Below are 18,250 nucleotides of genomic sequence, written 5' to 3' on the forward strand. Positions count from 1 at the left end.
GTCCCTAAGGAAGCTCGTGCCCCCGCTGACCATTAAGTCTTGGTGTTGCAGCACCCCGCACGAGTAGCCAGTACTTGGATTTGAACAGGGCAGCACTGATGGCTGCTTCCGGTACTCACCGCCGGGGACAACAAAACCGCGGCTTGTTCACGGATCCGGACCATCAAGGCCAGGCTTCGCGAACAAGCCGCGGTTTCGAAGGAAAGATCAAATGCTGTAGCGCTCGTCCTCGTGGTCGCCCGGGTGGTCCTTGACCAGGCCGGCAGCAAGGGTGTTGCCGTCCAGCGGGTCGATCACCAGGAACGCGCCGGTGCGGCGATGGTGCAGGTAGTTCTCGAGCGGCAGCGGTGCGGCCAGCCGGAGCTGGGCGTTGCCGATGTCGTTGAGTTCCAGGGTGGACGCCGGCTCCAGCTTGAAGGAGGCGAGGTCCAGCTTGCCGCCGACGTTGCGGACCAGGGCCTGCACTGTTCGGGTGCCGTGTTTAACCAGCACCTTCTGGCCCTCGCGCAGCGGCTTCGGGGACAGCCAGCACAGCGAGGCGTACAGGTCGGCGGAGGCTTCACGGACGGTGCCGGCAGCAGCAATGGTGTCACCACGGGCGACGTCGAATTCCTCCGCCAGGCGGATGGCCACGGACTGCGGGGCGGCGGCTTCCTCCAGCGAGGCGCCAGCGAAGTCGATGCCAACCACAGTGGTGGTGCGCGGGTCCTGGCCGGGCGTCAGGACGGAGACCTTGTCCCCCACCTTGACCGAGCCTTCGGTGATCTGGCCGGCATACGCGCGGTAGTCGCGGTAGGCCTCCACGTCCAGGCCGGCGGCCACGGCGTCGGGAGCCAGCGCACCCTGGGGACGGATGACCAGCTGCACCGGGAACCGGAAGCTCTCCAGGTGGCTTTCCAGCTCGTCGGCGGCGGGCAGGGTCTCGAGCACCTCGAGCAGCGCCGGACCGGTGTACCAGGGGGTCCGCTCGGAGCGCTCCACCACGTTGTCACCGTCCAGGGCGGACACGGGGACCACCAGCAGGTCGGTTATCCCATCGGAACCCAGGCCCAGCTCGCGGCCCACCTGCTGCACGTCGGCTTCGATCTCGCGGAACACGGACTCGCTGAAGTCCACCAGGTCGATCTTGTTCACGGCCACGATCACGTGCGCCACGCGCAGCAACTGCAGCACGGACAGGTGCCGGCGGGTCTGCTCCAGCACACCCTTGCGGGCGTCAATGAGTACGACGACGGCATCCGCAGTGGATGCGCCGGTCACCGTGTTCTTGGTGTACTGCACATGCCCGGGGCAGTCGGCCAGGATGAAGCTGCGCCGGTCGGTTGCAAAGTAGCGGTAGGCAACGTCGATGGTGATGCCCTGCTCGCGCTCGGCACGCAGGCCGTCCGTCAGCAGCGCCAGATCGATACCGCCAGCAGCGCCGCCGAAGCCGCGGTCCGCGGAGGTGCGGGCAACGGCGTCGAGCGTGTCAGCCAGGATGGCCTTGGAATCGTGAAGGAGGCGGCCCACCAAAGTGGACTTGCCGTCGTCGACCGATCCTGCGGTGGCGAACCGGAAAAGGGTTGTGGGCAGGCCTTCGGTGAGTGAGCCTGTCGAAATCTCGGAAATCGTGCTCATTAGAAATACCCGTCCTTCTTGCGGTCTTCCATGGCTGCCTCGGAGATGCGGTCATCTGCGCGGGTGGCGCCACGTTCGGTGAGGGTGGAGGCGGCGACTTCGACCACAACGTCGGACACCGTGTAGGCGTCGGACTCGACGGCGCCTGTGCAGGACATGTCCCCCACCGTGCGGTAGCGGACGGTCTTGGTGATGACTTCCTCGTGCGGCAGCGGCTGGGACACCTCGCCCACTGCGCGCCACATGCCGTCGCGGGCGAACACCTCGCGCTCGTGGGCGTAGTACAGGCCGGGCAGCTCGATGTTCTCGCGCTCGATATAGCGCCAGATGTCCAGCTCGGTCCAGTTGCTGATGGGGAACGCGCGGACGTGCTGGCCCACGGTGTGGCGGCCGTTGTAGAGGTTCCACAGCTCGGGGCGCTGGTTGCGCGGGTCCCACTGGCCGAACTCGTCGCGGAGGCTCAGGATGCGCTCCTTGGCGCGGGCCTTGTCCTCGTCGCGGCGGCCACCGCCGAACACGGCGTCGAACTTGTTCTGCTGGATGGCGTCCAGCAGCGGGACGGTCTGCAGCGGGTTGCGGGTGCCGTCGGCACGCTCGGCCAGCTCGCCGCGGTCGATGAACTCCTGCACGGAGCCCACCACGAGCTTCAGGCCCAGGCGCTCCACGGTGCGGTCGCGGAAGTCGATGACCTCGGGAAAGTTATGGCCGGTGTCCACGTGCAGCACGGGGAACGGAACCTTGCCCGGCCAAAAGGCCTTGGTGGCCAGGTGCAGCATCACCACGGAATCCTTGCCGCCGGAGAACAGCAGGGCGGGCTTCTCGAACTCGGCAACAACCTCGCGGATGATATGGATCGCCTCGGATTCGAGGGTGTCCAGGCTGGAGAGGCGCGTGGAAACGGCGGCGTCAGTCACCTGGGGGGTCTCCTCGGTCAGTGAAGTGCTCATACGTGTAGTCCGCATTCTGTCTTGTCGGTCCCTGCCCAGCGGCCGGCGCGGGGGTCGTCGCCCGGCGCCACCTTCCGGGTGCAGGGCTGGCAGCCAATGGAGGGGTAACCCTGGGAAAGCAGCGGGTTGACGGGCAGGAGGTTGTCGTCCGAGTACTGGACCAGCTGGTCGAAGGTCCACGCAGCCACCGGATTCACCTTGACCAGGCCGTTGGCCTCGTCCCAGGTGACCAGCGGGGTGTTGGTCCGGGTGGGGGCTTCATCGCGGCGGACGCCGGTGAACCAGAGTTCATAGCCGGAGAGGGTACGCCGCAGCGGGGCCACCTTGCGGAGCGCGCAGCACTGGGCGGCGTCGCGGGCAAACAGGTCCTTGCCCAGGAGGCGGTCCTGCTGCTCCACGGTGTTCTCCGGGAGCACGTCCACCACGTTGACGCGGAGGTTAGCGGCCACTTCGTCGCGCGTGGCGTAGGTTTCCGGGAAGTGGTAGCCGGTCTCCAGGAACAGCACGTCAACGCCGGGCATCTGGTCCGCGACCAGGGCCGGGAGGACGGCGTCTGCCATGGAGCAGGCGACGGCGACGGCGGGCAGCTCGAAGTTCCGCTCCACCCAGGCGATGACGTCCCGGGCGGGGGCGTCCCAGCCGAGCTCGGCGGCGCCGGCTTCGGCGATTGCCTTCAGTTCTTCGTGGGAGCGGAGCCTGGGGGCGGTTGCCACCACAGCCTCAACCTGGGCTGAGGCCTCAGCCGGGGCAGCCACCGGATCCACTCCAAGTGCGTGCTTACTCACTGGAGTGCCTCCTCGTCTGCCGCGTGGGCCCACTCGGCGAACGTCTGGCCCTCGGCGCGCTGGGCCACGAAGGTGCGCACAACGCGCTCCACGTAGTCGGGCAGGTCATCGACGTACACCTTGAGGCCGCGGACGGTGCGTCCCAGGCCTGCTTCCTCGCGCTCGTTGGAAGCCAGCCCGCCGCCCAGGTGGACCTGGAAACCCGGGGAGGGGTCGCCGTCGGGCGTTGGAAGCATCATGCCCTTGAGGCCGATGTCCGCGGTCTGGATGCGGGCGCAGGAGTTGGGGCAGCCGTTGATGTGCAGGGACAGCGCGTGCGGCAGCTCGCCGGAGGCGGCGAGGTCGGCCAGGCGGCGCTCCAGCTCGGCAACTGCGGTGGCGGCCGTGTACTTGGTCTCCACGATGGCCAGCTTGCAGTACTCGATGCCGGTGCACGCGATGGTGCCGCGGCGGAACACGGACGGACGGGCGGACAGGCCCAGCGCGTCCAGCTCTGCCACGAAGGGCTCCACCTGGTCCTTCTCGACGTCCAGGACAACGAGCTTCTGGTGCGGGGTTGTGCGCAGCCGGTAGGAGCCGCGGGCCTCGAGGGTGTCGGCGAGCTTGACCAGCGCGGCGCCGGAGAGCCTGCCGGCCAGCGGGGTGGCGCCGATGAAGAACTTGCCGTCCTTCTGTTCGTGCACGCCGATGTGGTCGCCGGGGGTGTTGGGCTTGGGCGCGGCCGGACCGTCAGCCAGCTTGTAGCCCAGGTATTCGTCCTCCAGGATCTGGCGGAACTTCTCCGGACCCCAGTCCGCCATCAGGAACTTCAGGCGGGCCTTGGTGCGCATGCGCCGGTAGCCGTAGTCACGGAAGATGCTGGTGACGCCGAGCCACACGTCGGCAGCCTGCTCAGGCGTCACGAACGCGCCCAGGCGCTTGCCGAGCATCGGGTTGGTGGACAGCGCACCGCCGGCCCAGAGGTCATAGCCAACCCCGAGTTCGGGGTGGCGCACGCCCACCAGGGCGAAGTCGTTGATCTCGTGGACCACGTCCTGGCTGGGGTGGCCGGTGATGGCGGTCTTGTACTTGCGCGGCAGGTTGGACAGCAGCGGGTTGCCGATGAACCGCTCCCCCAGCTCCTCGATGAGCGGGGTGGGGTCGATGATCTCGTCCTTGGCGATGCCGGCCACGGGCGAACCCAGGATCACGCGGGGAACGTCGCCGCAGGCTTCGGTGGTGGACAGGCCAACACCCTCCAGGCGGGTCCAGATCTCCGGGATGTCCTCCACGCGGATCCAGTGCAGCTGGATGTTCTGGCGGTCGGTGAGGTCGGCGGAATCGCGGGCGAAGTCCACGGAGATCTGGCCGATGACGCGCAGCTGCTCGGTGGTGAGGGCACCGCCGTCGATCCGGACCCGGAGCATGAAGTACTTGTCCTCGAGCTCGTGCGGCTCAAGGGTTGCGGTCTTGCCGCCGTCGATCCCGGGCTTCCGCTGGGTGTAGAGGCCCCACCAGCGGAACCGGCCGTGCAGGTCCTGGCCGGGGATGGCGTCAAAGCCCTCTTTGGAGTAGATGGTCTCGATACGCTCGCGCACGTTCAGGCCGTCGTCTTCCTGTTTCCAGGTTTCGTTGGCGTTCAGGGGCGTTTTGCCGTCCACTTTCCACTGCCCGTGCGGCTTCGCGGCGGGACGGGACGGGCGGGCCGGGCGCTTCGCGGCAGCGGAATCGGCCGTTGCTCCGGCTAGAGCTGTATCAGTCATGCATCGACTGTAGGTCCCGCCCGAAGAGCGTCACAAAGGCCTGGAAACGCTAAGTCACCTAGGGAAATATTTCGTCACGAAACGCCGGACAGCCTTGAACAAGCCACCCTGCTGTGCATTTGCGGCCGGTTCCACAGGGGCCTTTTGGGGGGCCTGCGCTGTTGGTTCGGCCGGCGGGTGGGCGGCGGCTTCACGGGCCTTTTCGACGGCGGCGTCATACCTGTCGAGGGCGATCTCGGCCAGCACCGGGGACGGCAGCAGGGGTTCGGTCACGACGTCAGCCCCGGCCTTGGCGAGCTGGTCGTGGAAGAAGCCCGGCGCCAGGAGGTAGGAGGCAATCACCACGCGCCCGCCGACGTCGACCGCTCCCGCGGACTCCCCCGCCCCGGCACCGCCTTCCAGCTCCTCGCGAAGCATCGCGACGGCGTCGGGCACGGAAGGCTTTGCGGAGGCACCGTAGGCGGCCACTATCCGGTTGGACCGCAGACCCCGGAGCTGGCCCAGCAGTTCCTCGACGCTGACGGCGGCGTTGGGGTTGGAGGAACCCGCCGCGGCCAGGACGATCACATCGTTGTCCGTCACGCCGGCCTCGCGCAGCCGCTGGTCCAGCAGCGCGGCCAGGCGCGGATCGGGCCCCAGGGGCGCGGCCGCGGCACTGCCCGGCCTGCTCTTCACCGCCCGCGCAATGTCCACTTTCACGTGGTAGCCCACGCTGAGCAGCAGCGGAACCACGACGGCGGCCTCCCCCTCGGGCAGGCCAGCCACCACGTCCACCAGGTCCGGCTGCTGGACGTCCACATAAGCCTCGCGGACGTCAAGGCCGGGGCGCAGTCCGGCGATGGCGGCGCGCAGGGCGTTGACCTCGGCGGCTCCCTGCGTGCTGGACGTCCCATGGGCGCAAGCGATCATGATGGGGCTGTTCATACCGGCTAGCGTAACGTTGGAGCCGCCCTGTCCGCCCTCTTTTGAATTGCCGGGACGCTCCATGACATTCGCCTTTGACAACTCGCCGGTGTGGCTGGATCTGCTGGGCGTCTTCTTCTTCGCGGTGTCGGGATCCCTGCTGGCGGCGCGGAAGCACATCGATATTGTGGGCTCCCTGCTGCTGGCTTCCCTGGTGGGACTCGGCGGCGGCGTAATCCGGGACATCATCCTGAACAGCGGGCCGCCGGCGGCGTTCACCAACCCGGCCTACCTGGTGCCGCCGCTGCTGGCCACCGCCCTGGTGTATTTCCTGTTTCCCAGCGTCCAGCGCTATACGTCCCTGCTGACGCTGTTTGACGCCGGCGGCCTTGCCCTCTTCTGCATGACCGGCACGCTCAAGGCCCTGGCTGCGGGGATGAACCCGGTGGCGTCGGTGCTGCTGGGAGTCACGACGGCGGTGGGCGGCGGGCTGCTGCGCGACATCACTGCCAACGAAGTTCCGGAACTTTTCAACCCCAAGGACATTTACGCGCTGCCGGCATTCGTGGGGGCCGCGATGACCGCCGGGCTGTGGGTTCTGGGGGTCTTCAACGTCCTGACGGGATCGGCCATCGCGGCGGTGGTTTTCACTTTCCGCATCCTGGCATGGCGGCGCTCCTGGCAGGCGCCGCTCGCCGTCCACGGGTGGCACCGGCGGGGCAGCGACTCCGGGGTTTGAAGCTGTTCCCGCGGTGCTCCGCTGTCACTTTGCAGGGGCCGGGATTGGCTAGGATATGAAGCATGACTGACATGTTCCTCGAGAAATTCCGTGCGCTTGTTCCGAAGTATCTCGAAGACGAATGGCAGGCAGAAGACGGGCTCACCGCGGAGGAGCTGGACAAGGCGCTGGCCGACCACCAGTTCCAGATCCCCCTGGTACTCCGCGAGTTCTACTTGGCCGTCGGTGGCTGCGAGGACCTGATGGAGGCGTACCACTACTTCTGGGATCCCGACGAGCTCGAGGTCGACGACGAAGGCTTCCTGATGTTCCTTGAGGACGAGGAAGAGGAATACACCTGGGGCTTCCGGGTGGGCGACCTCAGCGTCCCGGACCCCATTGTGTACCGGCGCAACAACGCCCGCGGCCAGTGGAAGTCCGAGGAAGGCACCTTCTCGGAGTTCGTGTTCGACATGTTCGAGTGGGCCTTCGAGGACGACGACAACTAGGGCTTCCCTCTCTTCCGTTTCAGCGTGGCTTCGAGATCCTCCGGCGCCCGCTGAGTTTCCTCACCTTTTGGGGTGCGCGGCGGCGTGTCCCCCTCTGATGACGGCGTTTCCCCCGGTTCGCCAGCAAAACCTTGCGAATCTCAGCGGATAACCCGGCCCCGGAGGACCTGCCACACCTCGGCCATGATTCTTTCCGGGTGATGAACCACGTCGGCGTACCCGTAACGTAGTACCGCATATCCGGTGAGGGTGCTGGCGTTGTTCCTGGCACGGTCCTTCTTTACCTGCCGGGGCTCAAGGTGGGTGGCGCCGTCGAGCTCGACGATCAGGAATCCTTCCAACAGGAAGTCCACGATGCCGATGCCGGGGAGCTCCACCTGTGTCTCCGTGAAAATGCCCGCCGCGCGGAAAAGAATCCGGGCAACCACCTCGATGGGCGAATCTGCGGTACCGTCAACGAGCTCGAGCACGCGCCTGGCTGCACCGTTCCGCTTACCGGGCAGCCGCCCCCGCAGGTAGCCGAGGGTGGTAAGACCCTGCCGCGCTGCACTCTCCACCATGACGGCAGCTTCCATAGCCGGAAGGCAGCGCAGGCTGTGAATCAACACGTCAGCGGTGCTCGCCACCGGTTTTGGTGAATCCGGAGGAATCAGGGACCCGCGGTGCACGATGGCGTCCGCCGGCCCACGGTGCCGGCAGAGGAGGTGAACCCTTGACGGTTCCCTCAACAGCCAAAGTCGGCGATGTACTGCGGCAGAAGCACAGGTCAGCAGGCCATTGCCCAGGACAGCCGCAGTCATGTCCGCCGGGGCCCCGGGCAGTGCCACCACCCCGTGCCGGAGACGGCGGATGTCGCCCAGCGCCACCGCATTGCGAATGCTCCGGTCGGTGAAACCAGCCTGCAGAAGTGTGGATGTGCGGGCAACTGAGCCTGCGCCCATGAGAAATCGGGTGAGGTCCATGGAGCCAGCAGACCCAATCTTCGACGGGAAATGCAGTTCCGGGGAGGCCTATGTGGACAAAACTCCTGCTGAATTTCCCCGGCTTTCGAGCTGCCTGTCGGCGGGTCCCGGCAACTCGCCGGGTTTCCTGCCAGTTCGGGGGAGAAAGGTGGGGAAACTCAGCGCCGACAAGTCCGTGACACCAGTAGTAAATTAGTAGTTGCATCTTGTGACAAAGCTGTCATAGACTGTTCACGGATCCGCTAAACGCCTCCGGCGGGTCTGATGCGAACGGAGAGATAGCCTCGGTTCAAAGCAACGTATGACTCGTATCGTTGCTGCGGACCGGGGCTATCCCGTTTTAAACGCATGTTGCCCCTGCGCAGCGCACCAAGAAGCCCGGCCCCTTACGGAACCGGGCTTCATGAAAGCTTGTCTAGCTGGCGCGGTCCACCACGGCCAGCGCGAAGCTGGACAGCGAGTCCTTGACTACGCCTTCGGGGAGCGGCGCCAGGGCGTCGATCGCCTCGTTGGCCCACTGGCGTGCCACAACCCAGGACTCGGCAGTAACGGTATGCTCGCGCAGGCCGGCCACGGCCTCCGCAAGGGCTTCGTCCGAGGTGAGGTCGCCGTCAATCAGCCGGAGAAGTTCGACGGCGGACTGGTCACCGTCCGCGGCGGCCCTGCGCAGGAGCAGCACCGGCAGGGTGGGAACCCCTTCGCGCAGGTCCGTGCCCGGTGACTTGCCGGACTTGACCTTGATGCCCGTGACATCGATGACGTCGTCCGCAAGCTGGAAGGCCACGCCCACCTTCTCGCCGTACTCCACCAGGACGGATTCGTAGGCGGGATCGGCTCCGGCGAAGATAGCGCCGAGTTGGCCGGAAGCAGCCACCAGCGAGCCGGTCTTGTCCGCGATCACCGACAGGTAGTGCTCCACGGGATCCTCGTCCGGACGAGGCCCCACGGTTTCGTGCAGCTGGCCCAGGCACAGCCGCTCGAAGGTACGGGCCTGGATGCCGAGCGCCCGGGAACCGAGTTCGGATACCAGGATTGAGGCGCGGGCGAAAATCAGGTCGCCGGTGAGGACCGCCACGGAGTTGCCCCAGACCTCGTGGGCGGTGGGTGCACCGCGGCGGAACGGGGCCGAGTCCATGACGTCGTCGTGATAGAGGGTGGCGAGGTGCGTCAGTTCCACCACGACGGCGGCCTGCACCACGGCAGGCAGCGATGCGTCGCCGAGGTGTGCACACAGCAGGGTCAGCAGCGGACGGATGCGCTTGCCGCCGGCTTCCACCAGATGGCGCGACGTGGCGTCAGCAAGCGGATCGGAGTTGGCGATGGCTTCGCGGAGCTTCTTCTCCACCTTGGCCAGGTTGTTGGTGATGGCCGGCCCCAGCTCAGCGTCTCCGGCGATGGCGGCGAAACCGGCGGGCAGCTGGAGGCCGGTGGCAATGGCGCTGGTGTTGAGCGAAGGTTCAGCGGCGGTCACGCCGTGTCCGGCGCGGGTCCAGCTGTGGTCTGCGGGGTTGGTCACGGGTTAACCCTAACTTTTTGTTGCGGATACCGCTGATTCGGGGCCGGCGGCGTATTGGATGTGGCCGGAACCAGCGATTCCAGTACGCGGATCACCCGGTCCTCAAAGCCCTTCGCGGACGGGTCCGTGAGGTTTGCCAGGAGCCGGACCACGAACCGCATCAGCACCGGGATGGGCATGCCGGTCCGGAGTGCGAGCTTCATGACCGCAGGCTTGCCAATCAAAGCAGCGAACGCCCGGCCCAGGGTGAAGTGGGACCCCCACTGGTCCCGCACATAGTCCGCGTACCGCGAAAGGTGCGCATCGGCGTCGTACGTTCCGCCCGCTGCCGACGAGCGCGAGGAGGCGTCAATGATGAACTCCGCGGCAAACCTGGCGGACTCCATGGCGTAGGAGATGCCCTCGCCGTTGAACGGGGACACCATGCCTCCGGCGTCGCCCAGCAGCAGCAGCCCCGGCGAGTAGTGCGGTGTGCGGTTGAAGCCCATGGGCAGCGCGGCGCCGCGGATCTCGCCCACTTGGTTCTCCGGCGTGAAGCCCCACTCTGCGGGCATCCCGGCGGTCCATTCGCGCAGGACCTGCTTGTAATCGAGCTTGCCGAATTCCTTGGACGAGTTCAGGATGCCCAGGCCCACGTTGGAGGTACCGTCGCCCACACCGAACACCCAGCCGTAGCCGGGGAGCAGTTTTCCGTCGCGGCCGGGGAGCTCCAGCCAGCCTTCCATCCAGTCGTCGTCCGTCCGCGGGGACGTGAAGTAGGTGCGCACGGCCACGCCGAGGGGGCGGTCGTCGCGCTTCTGGATGCCGAGGGACACGGCGGTGCGGGTAGAGTTGCCGTCGGCGGCGAGGACGACGTCGGCGCTGAACCCGCGTTCCTCCCCCGTCTTGCGTCCGGACTCGTCAAGGAGCGCTGCGCGGACGCCGTTGACGCGGCCGGCGTCGTTACGGATGGCCTCGGTGACGCTGTGCCGCTCAAGGATGGTGGCACCCGCGGATTCGGCGTGGCGGGCGAGCTCCTCGTCGAAACCAAGCCGGGTACGGATCAGCCCGTACTGGGGGAAGTCCGAAACCTCGGGCCACGGCAGCTCGATGGTGCGCCCGCCGGCTATCAGGCGCAGGCCCTTGTTCCGCCGCCAGCCGTCGCCCTCGGGGTGGGGCAGGCCCAGCTTCTGGATTTCCCGGACCGCGCGGGGTGTCAGGCCGTCGCCGCAGACCTTTTCGCGCGGGAAGCTCGTCTTCTCCAGGACGGTGACGTCCAGGCCTGCCTTGGCAAGGTAGTACGCAGCGGTGGAACCGGCCGGCCCTGCGCCGACTATCAGTACTTTCACAGGTCAGCGGGTGATGTTGCGGCGCAGCTTGGCCACGGGGCCCTTGTGCGCGGCGATGGCGGCAGCAGCGTTGTCCGGCGTTGATTCTGCGGCTTTGAACGCGCGGTGCACCGCGACGATTCCGCCGGTGAGGTTGCGGTAGGTGACCTTCTCCCACCCGGATTCCTGCAGCCAGGCGGCCAGGTGGTCCTGGTCCGGCCAGGCGCGGATGGACTCGGCAAGGTAGACGTACGCGTCCGGGTTGGATGCGACCTTGGTGGCAATGGCCGGCAGCGCCCGCATGAGGTATTCGGTGTACATGGTGCGCCAGAGCGGCACCACGGGCTGGGAGAACTCGGCTATAACCAGCCGGCCCCCGGGCTTGGTGACGCGAAGCATCTCCAGCAGCGCCTTCTTGGGCTCGTTGACGTTGCGCAGGCCAAAGGAGATGGTGGTGGCGTCGAAGGAGTTGTCAGCGAACGGCAGGTTGGTGGCGTCACCGGCAACAAAATTGATGTCGGGGCGGCGGCGTTTGCCAACCTTGAGCATTCCAAGGGAGAAGTCGCAGGCCACAACGTCTATGCCTGCATCGGCATACGGCTCGCTGGACGTTCCGGTGCCGGCCGCCAGGTCCAGCACGCGCTGGCCCTTGGAGACTTCCATGGCTTCCACCACAACCTTGCGCCAGCGGCGCGTCTGTCCCATTGACAGGACATCGTTGACGACGTCGTATTTCGGTGCGACATCGTCAAACATGGTGGCTACTTCGTCCGGACGCTTATCCAAGGATGCTCGGTTCACCATGTCATTGTCTCAAATGTTCCCGGCGGTGCTGACCAGCCGCGATTCGTCGCATTCCGGCTCCACCCGGGCCGGGGAAGGCCATCGGGTACGCGGGAGTAGTGTTGTCTCATCATGACGAGCACGTTCCGCACCCTGACAGTCCCCCTGGATGGAAATGATTTCCCCGGGGGGCTTCCTGCGTTTCTGGTCCGGGACGACGTCCTCTGCTGGACCCGGCGGGAAGCCGGGCTGGCGGGCTTCGGTGAGATTGCGCGTTTCACAGCCACCGGTCCGGAGCGGTTCCTTGAGGCGGACATCTGGTGGCGGCACCTTGTCCTTGAGGCCGACGTCGCCGATTCCGTTGAGCTCCCCGGCACCGGCCCCGTGGCTTTTGGCTCCTTCGCGTTTTCCAAGACCTCCGCCCACGAGTCCCGGCTGATCGTCCCGGAGATCGTGGTGGGCGTGCGGGACGGGCAGGTCTGGCTGACACAGTTGACGTTCGACGACGGCCCCCTGACCGAGGACACGGCAGTCGCCGCACTGGACCGCTGGCTCCGGAGCGCTGCGGTTCCGGCGGCAGAGCCTTCAGAAAGTACGACGGCGGCAGGGGACCCTGCCGGGGACCGCACCTTGGCTGCCGTCCCCGCCAAGGGGGGTGGCGCCGTCGTGCGTCCCCTCCCGCTCGCCGCCGGTGCAACCCTGCACACGGGCTCCCTGAGCGAAGAAGCCTGGATGGCGGCCGTGGAGGCGGGCGTGGCCGAGATCCGGACCGGGGCGCTGGAGAAGCTGGTCCTGGCGCGGGACGTGGTGGCCACCATCCCGTCGGGGGTGCACGCGGCCACGGTGCTGCGCGAACTCGCCGCACGCTACCGCGAGTGCTGGACGTACGGGGTGGACGGGCTGGTGGGGGCTACGCCGGAGATGCTGATCCAGGTGGAAGGACGCACGGCCCAGGCGCGGGTGCTGGCGGGAACACTGGACCGCCGCGACGCGCACGGCGAGGACGGCCTCCCGATGGATTACGCCACCCGGGTGCTGGCCGGGTCCGAAAAGCAGCGGCACGAGCACGAGATCGCCATCCAGTCATTGACCACGCAGCTGGCGCCGTTCTCCGAGGCGATGAATGCGCATGACGAGCCTTTTATCCTGGAGCTGCCCAACGTGTGGCACCTGGCATCGGACGTTAAGGCCGAGCTGGCCGAGATCGAGGGCCACGTTCCCACTTGCCTGGCACTCATCAATGCGCTGCACCCTACGGCCGCGGTCTGTGGAACACCCACGCAGGTTGCCGGTGCACTGATCCGGAAGCTGGAGCACCTGGACCGAGGGCCGTATGCCGGGCCCGTGGGCTGGCTCGATGCGGCGGGCAACGGCGAGTGGGGCATCGCCCTGCGCGGAGCTGTGATCGAGTCTCCGGACACGGTCCGGTTGTATGCCGGCTGCGGAATAGTGGACGGGTCGCAGCCCGAAGCCGAGCTGGCGGAGACCTGGGCCAAGTTCCGGCCGATGCTGGAGTCGCTGGGCATCGCCAACTAGGTGGCAGCTGATGTCGTTGTGAAGCGCCAGAAGAGCATCTGCTGCTACTCAGTTGGGCACCAGTCCGGGATGGGAGACAGGTTGTGCGCCTGCGGGCTTGCTTTCGCCTGTGATTTAGTTATCCAATAGTGAAACTTAGTTTCCTGTGATGCACATCTCATAATCGGCGCTACACTATGAACCGATTTAGTACCGCATACTCCCCGCAACAAAAGGTAAGAAAACATGCAGCTCAAGTCCCTGGCTACGGCCAAAATGACCGCCAAGGCAGCAGCAGTCTTCGCCGCCGGCGCCCTCACCCTCACGGCGTGCGGCGGCAGTTCCACCCCTGCAGCCTCCGAAGGCGGCATCCAGCTCATCAACGCCGGCAAGCTCACGGTCTGCTCGGACATCCCCTACGAGCCGTTCGAGTTCGAGAAGGACGGCGAGACCGTCGGCTTCGACGTGGACATCGCCAAGGAGCTCGCCAAGGACTTCGGCGCCGAACTGAGCATCGTGGACAGCTCCTTCGAGGCAATCGAGACCGGCACCGCGCTGACCCAGTGCGACCTGGGCATCTCCTCGATCTCCATCACCGACACCCGCAAGTCCGTCATGGACTTCTCCACCCCGTACCTTGATGACGATCTGGCCCTGGTGGCCAGCGAGGACTCCGGCATCAGCGGCCTGGAAGACGCCAAGGGCAAGAAGGTTGGCGTGCAGCAGGCCACCACCGGCGCCGACTACGCCGAGGAACAGGGCATCGACGCTCAGCAGTTCGAGGACACGGGCCTCCTGGTACAGGCTCTTGAGGCCGGTACCATCGACGCCGCCCTGGGCAACCAGTCAGTGCTGGGCTACGCCATCAAGGACCAGCCCAAGTTCAAGAGCGTTGAGGACTTCGCAACCGGCGAGCAGCTGGGCATCTCCATCAAGAAGGGCAACACCGCAATGCTGGAGAAGGTCAACGGCACGCTTGAGCGCCTGACCGAGGACGGCTCCCTGGAGAAGTTCAAGACCACCTGGTTCGGCGAGACCGCCAAGTAGCCAACCACCGCCAAGTAGTCGCCGCGCAGGCCTGGGGCTCCCCCGCCCCGGCCGTGTCACGGCCCTGAGAACTACGCAGCCGGGGCCCCGGACGAGCTGTACCGCAGTCCGTCCGGGGCCTCTGCCACGCACAACGAATGTGAGCAACCCATGGCAATGACCGCACGTCAGCGAGCCAGAGTAAGCCTGTACGTCCAGGCCGGAATCTTCGTGGTGGCCATCGCCGCGCTGATCCTCGCCACCGACTGGGAGACCATCGGCAACAGCGTCTTCAACTTCGGCAAAATCGGGCCCATGTTCCCGGGCATCTTCGTCACCGGGCTGACGAACACCCTGATCTACACGTTCCTCGGCTTCATAGTGGGCCTCTCCGGCGGCCTGCTGCTTGCCCTCATGAAGCTTTCCAGCTTCCCCCTGTACCGCTGGATCGCCTCTGGTTACATCGAGTTCTTCCGCGGGATCCCGGCGCTGCTGGTGTTCATCGCCTTCGGCTACGGCGTGCCCCTGGCCTTCGGCGTTTCCTGGAACATCACAGTGATCGTCATGGTTTCGCTGGGCATGGTGGCCTCGGCCTACATCGCCGAAACCCTCCGCGCCGGCCTGCAGGCGGTACCGAAGGGCCAGCTGGAAGCCGCCCGGTCGCTGGGCATGCCGCAGTGGCGGGCCATGATCACCATCGTCATCCCGCAGGCCTTCAAGATCGTGCTGCCGCCGCTGACCAACGAGGTCATCCTGCTGACCAAGGATTCCTCGCTGATCTACGTCCTGGGCCTCACGGCCTCGCAGTACGAGCTCACAAAGTTCGGCCGCGACGGCATTTCCAGCCTGGGCGCAGGCCTCACGCCGCTTCTGGTGGCCGGTGCCTTCTACCTGGTGATCACCATTCCCCTGAGCTTCCTGGCCCGGAAGTTCGAAAGCCGCACCGCGCGGAACAATCGATAGGCAGGGAAGACCATGAACGACGTCGTAAATTCCTCCGGCAGCACCAGCACCATCCACGCGGCCGGCGTAGCCATCAAGGACCTGCGCAAGTCCTACGGTTCCAACGAGGTCCTCAAGGGCATCAGCCTGGACGTGGCTCCCGGCGAAGTGGTGTGCCTGATCGGCCCTTCCGGCTCCGGCAAGTCCACCCTGCTGCGCTGCGTCAACCTGCTGGAGCAGCCCAACGAGGGCAGCATCCACGTGGGCGGCTTCGAGGCCACGGACCCCGATGTGGACATCGACAAGATGCGCCGCAAGGTGGGCATGGTGTTCCAGCAGTTCAACCTGTTCCCCCACCTGGACGCCAAGCGCAACTGCTCCATCGCCCAGACCAAGGTCCTCAAGCGTTCCCAGGCCGAGGCGGACAAAGTGTCCATGCACAACCTGGAGCGCGTGGGCCTCGGGCATCTCGCGGACCGTTTCCCGGACCAGCTCTCCGGCGGCCAGCAGCAGCGCGTGGCCATCGCCCGCGCGCTGAGCATGGACCCGGAGCTGATGCTCTTCGACGAGCCCACCTCCGCGCTTGACCCCGAGACCGTGGGCGACGTGCTCTCCGTCATGCGGAACCTCGCCAAGGAAGGCATGACCATGCTGGTGGTCACCCACGAGATGGGCTTCGCCCGTGAAGTGGCCGACCGCGTTGTGTTCATGGACGGCGGCGTTGTGGTGGAAGAGGGCGTGGCCGAGCAGGTCATCTCCTCCCCCACGCAGCCCCGCACCAAGGAGTTCCTGCGCCGCGTCCTTGACCCGACGCACATCGACATCGAGGAGTAGGCCCTTCTTCGACCCGCTGGTTCGTTTTCGACCCACATATGCCCTGGCGCTGCTGGTATTCCAGTAGCGCCAGGGCATTTCCGCGTCGGCAGGTGATTAGCGCGTCGAAATCAGACAAGACGCGTACGACGGCGGGGCGCCGGCTGATGCACGTTCGTTGCGGCGAGCCCTTTACATCGCCGCATGGTGGAGCCGACAATGGGTCCTTCTACAGCCTCCACTGGCTCAGCAGCGCGCTGGCAAATCCGCCTGCCGCCACAACCGGCGGCCGCTAGAGGAGCGCTGGCATGACAGATTCTGCCACCCCGTCCCGGGCCCCCGCCGCAGTATCGGATCGCGCTGCCCGGCTGGCGTCCATCCCCTCCTTCCAGCGGGTCGATGCCTACATCACGGCGGCGAACGTGCGCCGGAAGGGCCAGTTGGCGGAAGTCTGTGATTTCACGTTCGGCAACCCGCATCAAATGCCGGCCGAGCGCTACGTCAACACGCTGCGGGATGCCCTCACTCCGCAGCACGATCAGTGGTTCGCTTATCAGACGAACGGCGAGGCTGCCCGGCAGGCGGCGGCGGAGTCCCTCGAGCAGCTGCTGGGCCTGCCATTCCGGGCAGAGGATATCTACCTCACTACCGGGGGCTTCGCCGCAATAGCGTTGGCGCTTAAGACGGTCGCCGATCCGGGCGATGAAGTCATCTTCAGTTTGCCGCCATGGTTTCTGTATGAGCCCCTCATCCTTGAAGCCGGTCTGGTTCCGGTGAAGGTGAAAGTCAACACCACCACGTTCGATCTGGATCTCGGCGCGATTGAGGCTGGCATTACGGACCGGACCCGGGTTGTGATCGTAAATTCGCCCAACAACCCCACCGGACGGGTCTATCCCCCCGAGCTGCTGCGTCGGCTGTCGGAGCTGCTGGAGGCTGCCTCCGCAAGGATAGGCCGGCGGATCTACCTGGTGTCGGACGAGGCCTACAACCGGATAGTGTTCGACGGCCTCCGCTTCCACAGTCCTGTGGAGTTTTATGCCCACACCCTGCTGGCGTACTCCTACGGTAAAACCCACCTTTCCCCCGGCCAGAGGGTGGGCTACCTCGCGCTGCCGCCCACGATGCCGCACCGGGAGGAGATGCGCCCCGCAATTATCGGCCTGCAGGTGGCCATGGGCTGGGTGTATCCCAACGCCCTGCTGCAGCATGCGCTGCCTGAACTGGAGAAGTTCACCATCGACGTTGGCCAGCTGCAGCGGCGCCGGGACCGGCTCGTGGATGCCCTCAGCGGCATGGGTTACCACCTCCACCGGCCGGAGGGCACGTTCTACCTGTATGTAACTTCCCCCGTTGGGGACGACGAGGCGTTCACAGAGTCCCTTGCCCGCCGGAATGTCTTTGTTTTCCCTGGTGTGCTGTTTGAGACGCCTGGATTCTTCCGGATCTCCCTGACGGCCAACGATGACATGATCGAACGCAGCCTGCCTGCGTTCGAAGCGGCGATGAAGGAAAGCAGGAACAGGACCGGGGCATGAACCAACGGACCTACCCGCAGGGTGTCCCGTGCTGGATCGACGCGCAGCAGCGCGGCGGGCTTATCTTCCGGTGCGTACTGCAACCACCTGGAAGGCGAGGTCGAAGTAGCGGCCCACGAAGCCCCTTGCACCCGTGATCCCGAACAAATAACGGTCCAGATGGTTGGCCCGCGCCGTAACGCGGATTTGGCCGGGAGCCGGGGACTCCCAGCACAGGGCCGTCACTTCCACGGCAGCTTCCACTCCGTGCATGGCCACAATGCCGGCAAGTATGGCACCTCCATCCTCGCGAATCCCCGTTGACGAGAACGCGATGGTCGGAAAGGCGGCCACATCGAGCAGGCCCCGGCCTTTGACGTCGCGGTCCCGCCGCTGATTGGCGGAGTCGAAACTGGCCGCGTCGATGGTGGCACTGGCGCTGCTCCCTGCCAATGTTGAGGAGATGTTCAGTAGCCCGGAGGAGATGGTGAAGTTGCCGCGGACCCTTCCCAGGCCGAACATGTGCCGGCAGGCGTAGGTGACGCTGGAGCGTTGGGGGTCAACCCGGTACGTGCCGGCGTCCGGCAGCGTGGGGACGTCTGTGGCTGATTGCGTGGTCATGGCGTTGTTCCTTAGGGCTTGGCCCGC

The 18,250-nt window shown here is 66.1% G+C and carries 17 protein-coding genes; 7 read left to right on the top strand and 10 right to left on the bottom strand.

Annotation, left to right across the window (positions count from 1 at the left end):
- Nucleotides 1-207: 207 nt before the first annotated feature.
- The 5 genes from ABRP28_RS10105 to ABRP28_RS10125 are packed head-to-tail and all read right to left on the bottom strand — an operon-like array spanning nt 208 to nt 6,015.
- Nucleotides 208-1,617 (bottom strand): GTP-binding protein, encoded by a 1,410-nt coding sequence (locus tag ABRP28_RS10105; RefSeq protein WP_350004496.1) that lies wholly within the window; start codon nt 1,615-1,617, stop codon nt 208-210.
- Nucleotides 1,617-2,564, bottom strand: coding sequence for a sulfate adenylyltransferase subunit CysD (gene cysD / locus ABRP28_RS10110; RefSeq protein ID WP_350004494.1), 948 nt, complete (start codon nt 2,562-2,564; stop codon nt 1,617-1,619). Before cysD ends, ABRP28_RS10105 begins: the two co-directional genes overlap by 1 nt.
- Nucleotides 2,561-3,319 (bottom strand): phosphoadenylyl-sulfate reductase, encoded by a 759-nt coding sequence (locus ABRP28_RS10115; RefSeq protein ID WP_374152973.1) that lies wholly within the window; start codon nt 3,317-3,319, stop codon nt 2,561-2,563. Before ABRP28_RS10115 ends, cysD begins: the two co-directional genes overlap by 4 nt.
- A gap of 26 nt (nt 3,320-3,345) precedes the next feature.
- Entirely contained in the window at nt 3,346-5,091 is a 1,746-nt protein-coding gene (locus tag ABRP28_RS10120; protein ID WP_350004492.1) for a nitrite/sulfite reductase, read from the bottom strand.
- 54 nt (nt 5,092-5,145) lie between these two features.
- Nucleotides 5,146-6,015, bottom strand: a complete 870-nt coding sequence (locus tag ABRP28_RS10125; protein ID WP_350004491.1) for a CbiX/SirB N-terminal domain-containing protein — start codon at nt 6,013-6,015, stop codon at nt 5,146-5,148.
- Nucleotides 6,016-6,076: 61 nt separating this feature from the next.
- Here ABRP28_RS10125 and ABRP28_RS10130 point away from each other — a divergent pair, with 61 nt between their 5' ends.
- Both ABRP28_RS10130 and ABRP28_RS10135 read left to right on the top strand, forming a co-directional pair.
- Nucleotides 6,077-6,733, top strand: a complete 657-nt coding sequence (locus ABRP28_RS10130) for a trimeric intracellular cation channel family protein (protein WP_350004489.1) — start codon at nt 6,077-6,079, stop codon at nt 6,731-6,733.
- 62 nt (nt 6,734-6,795) lie between these two features.
- Nucleotides 6,796-7,221, top strand: a complete 426-nt coding sequence (locus ABRP28_RS10135; protein ID WP_350004487.1) for a hypothetical protein — start codon at nt 6,796-6,798, stop codon at nt 7,219-7,221.
- Nucleotides 7,222-7,361: 140 nt separating this feature from the next.
- Here ABRP28_RS10135 and ABRP28_RS10140 read toward each other — a convergent pair whose 3' ends face one another.
- From ABRP28_RS10140 to ABRP28_RS10155, 4 genes are all read right to left on the bottom strand, one after another.
- On the bottom strand, nt 7,362-7,781 hold the full coding sequence (locus tag ABRP28_RS10140) for an endonuclease domain-containing protein (RefSeq protein WP_374152829.1): 420 nt from the start codon (nt 7,779-7,781) through the stop codon (nt 7,362-7,364).
- A gap of 817 nt (nt 7,782-8,598) precedes the next feature.
- Complete coding sequence (locus tag ABRP28_RS10145; RefSeq protein ID WP_350004483.1) at nt 8,599-9,699, bottom strand: polyprenyl synthetase family protein; 1,101 nt, start codon at nt 9,697-9,699, stop codon at nt 8,599-8,601.
- Nucleotides 9,696-11,027 carry a geranylgeranyl reductase family protein gene (locus tag ABRP28_RS10150; protein ID WP_350004481.1) on the bottom strand — a complete coding sequence of 444 codons (1,332 nt, stop codon included), beginning with the start codon at nt 11,025-11,027 and terminating at the stop codon, nt 9,696-9,698. Before ABRP28_RS10150 ends, ABRP28_RS10145 begins: the two co-directional genes overlap by 4 nt.
- 3 nt (nt 11,028-11,030) lie before the next feature.
- Nucleotides 11,031-11,807 carry a demethylmenaquinone methyltransferase gene (locus tag ABRP28_RS10155; RefSeq protein WP_350004479.1) on the bottom strand — a complete coding sequence of 259 codons (777 nt, stop codon included), beginning with the start codon at nt 11,805-11,807 and terminating at the stop codon, nt 11,031-11,033.
- A 114-nt stretch (nt 11,808-11,921) separates the two neighbouring features.
- Between ABRP28_RS10155 and ABRP28_RS10160 the strand changes: the two genes are divergently transcribed.
- The 5 genes from ABRP28_RS10160 (at nt 11,922) to ABRP28_RS10180 (ending at nt 17,623) form a co-directional block, all read left to right on the top strand.
- A complete protein-coding gene (locus tag ABRP28_RS10160) occupies nt 11,922-13,325 on the top strand; it encodes an isochorismate synthase (protein WP_350004477.1) in 1,404 nt (467 codons plus the stop codon).
- 225 nt (nt 13,326-13,550) lie between these two features.
- Complete coding sequence (locus ABRP28_RS10165) at nt 13,551-14,351, top strand: ABC transporter substrate-binding protein (protein ID WP_350004472.1); 801 nt, start codon at nt 13,551-13,553, stop codon at nt 14,349-14,351.
- 150 nt (nt 14,352-14,501) lie between these two features.
- Nucleotides 14,502-15,293, top strand: a complete 792-nt coding sequence (locus ABRP28_RS10170) for an amino acid ABC transporter permease (RefSeq protein WP_104184452.1) — start codon at nt 14,502-14,504, stop codon at nt 15,291-15,293.
- 12 nt (nt 15,294-15,305) lie between these two features.
- Entirely contained in the window at nt 15,306-16,106 is an 801-nt protein-coding gene (locus ABRP28_RS10175) for an amino acid ABC transporter ATP-binding protein (protein WP_350004467.1), read from the top strand.
- A 287-nt stretch (nt 16,107-16,393) separates the two neighbouring features.
- Nucleotides 16,394-17,623, top strand: a complete 1,230-nt coding sequence (locus ABRP28_RS10180; RefSeq protein WP_350004465.1) for an aminotransferase class I/II-fold pyridoxal phosphate-dependent enzyme — start codon at nt 16,394-16,396, stop codon at nt 17,621-17,623.
- Between the two features lie 60 nt (nt 17,624-17,683).
- On the opposite strand, the gene ABRP28_RS10185 is transcribed toward ABRP28_RS10180, so the two are convergent.
- Nucleotides 17,684-18,223, bottom strand: a complete 540-nt coding sequence (locus ABRP28_RS10185) for a YceI family protein (protein WP_350004463.1) — start codon at nt 18,221-18,223, stop codon at nt 17,684-17,686.
- Between the last annotated feature and the right edge of the window lie 27 nt (nt 18,224-18,250).

The organism is Pseudarthrobacter sp. WHRI 8279, from assembly GCF_040224115.2.
In the GTDB taxonomy this organism is placed as follows: Bacteria; Actinomycetota; Actinomycetes; order Actinomycetales; family Micrococcaceae; genus Arthrobacter.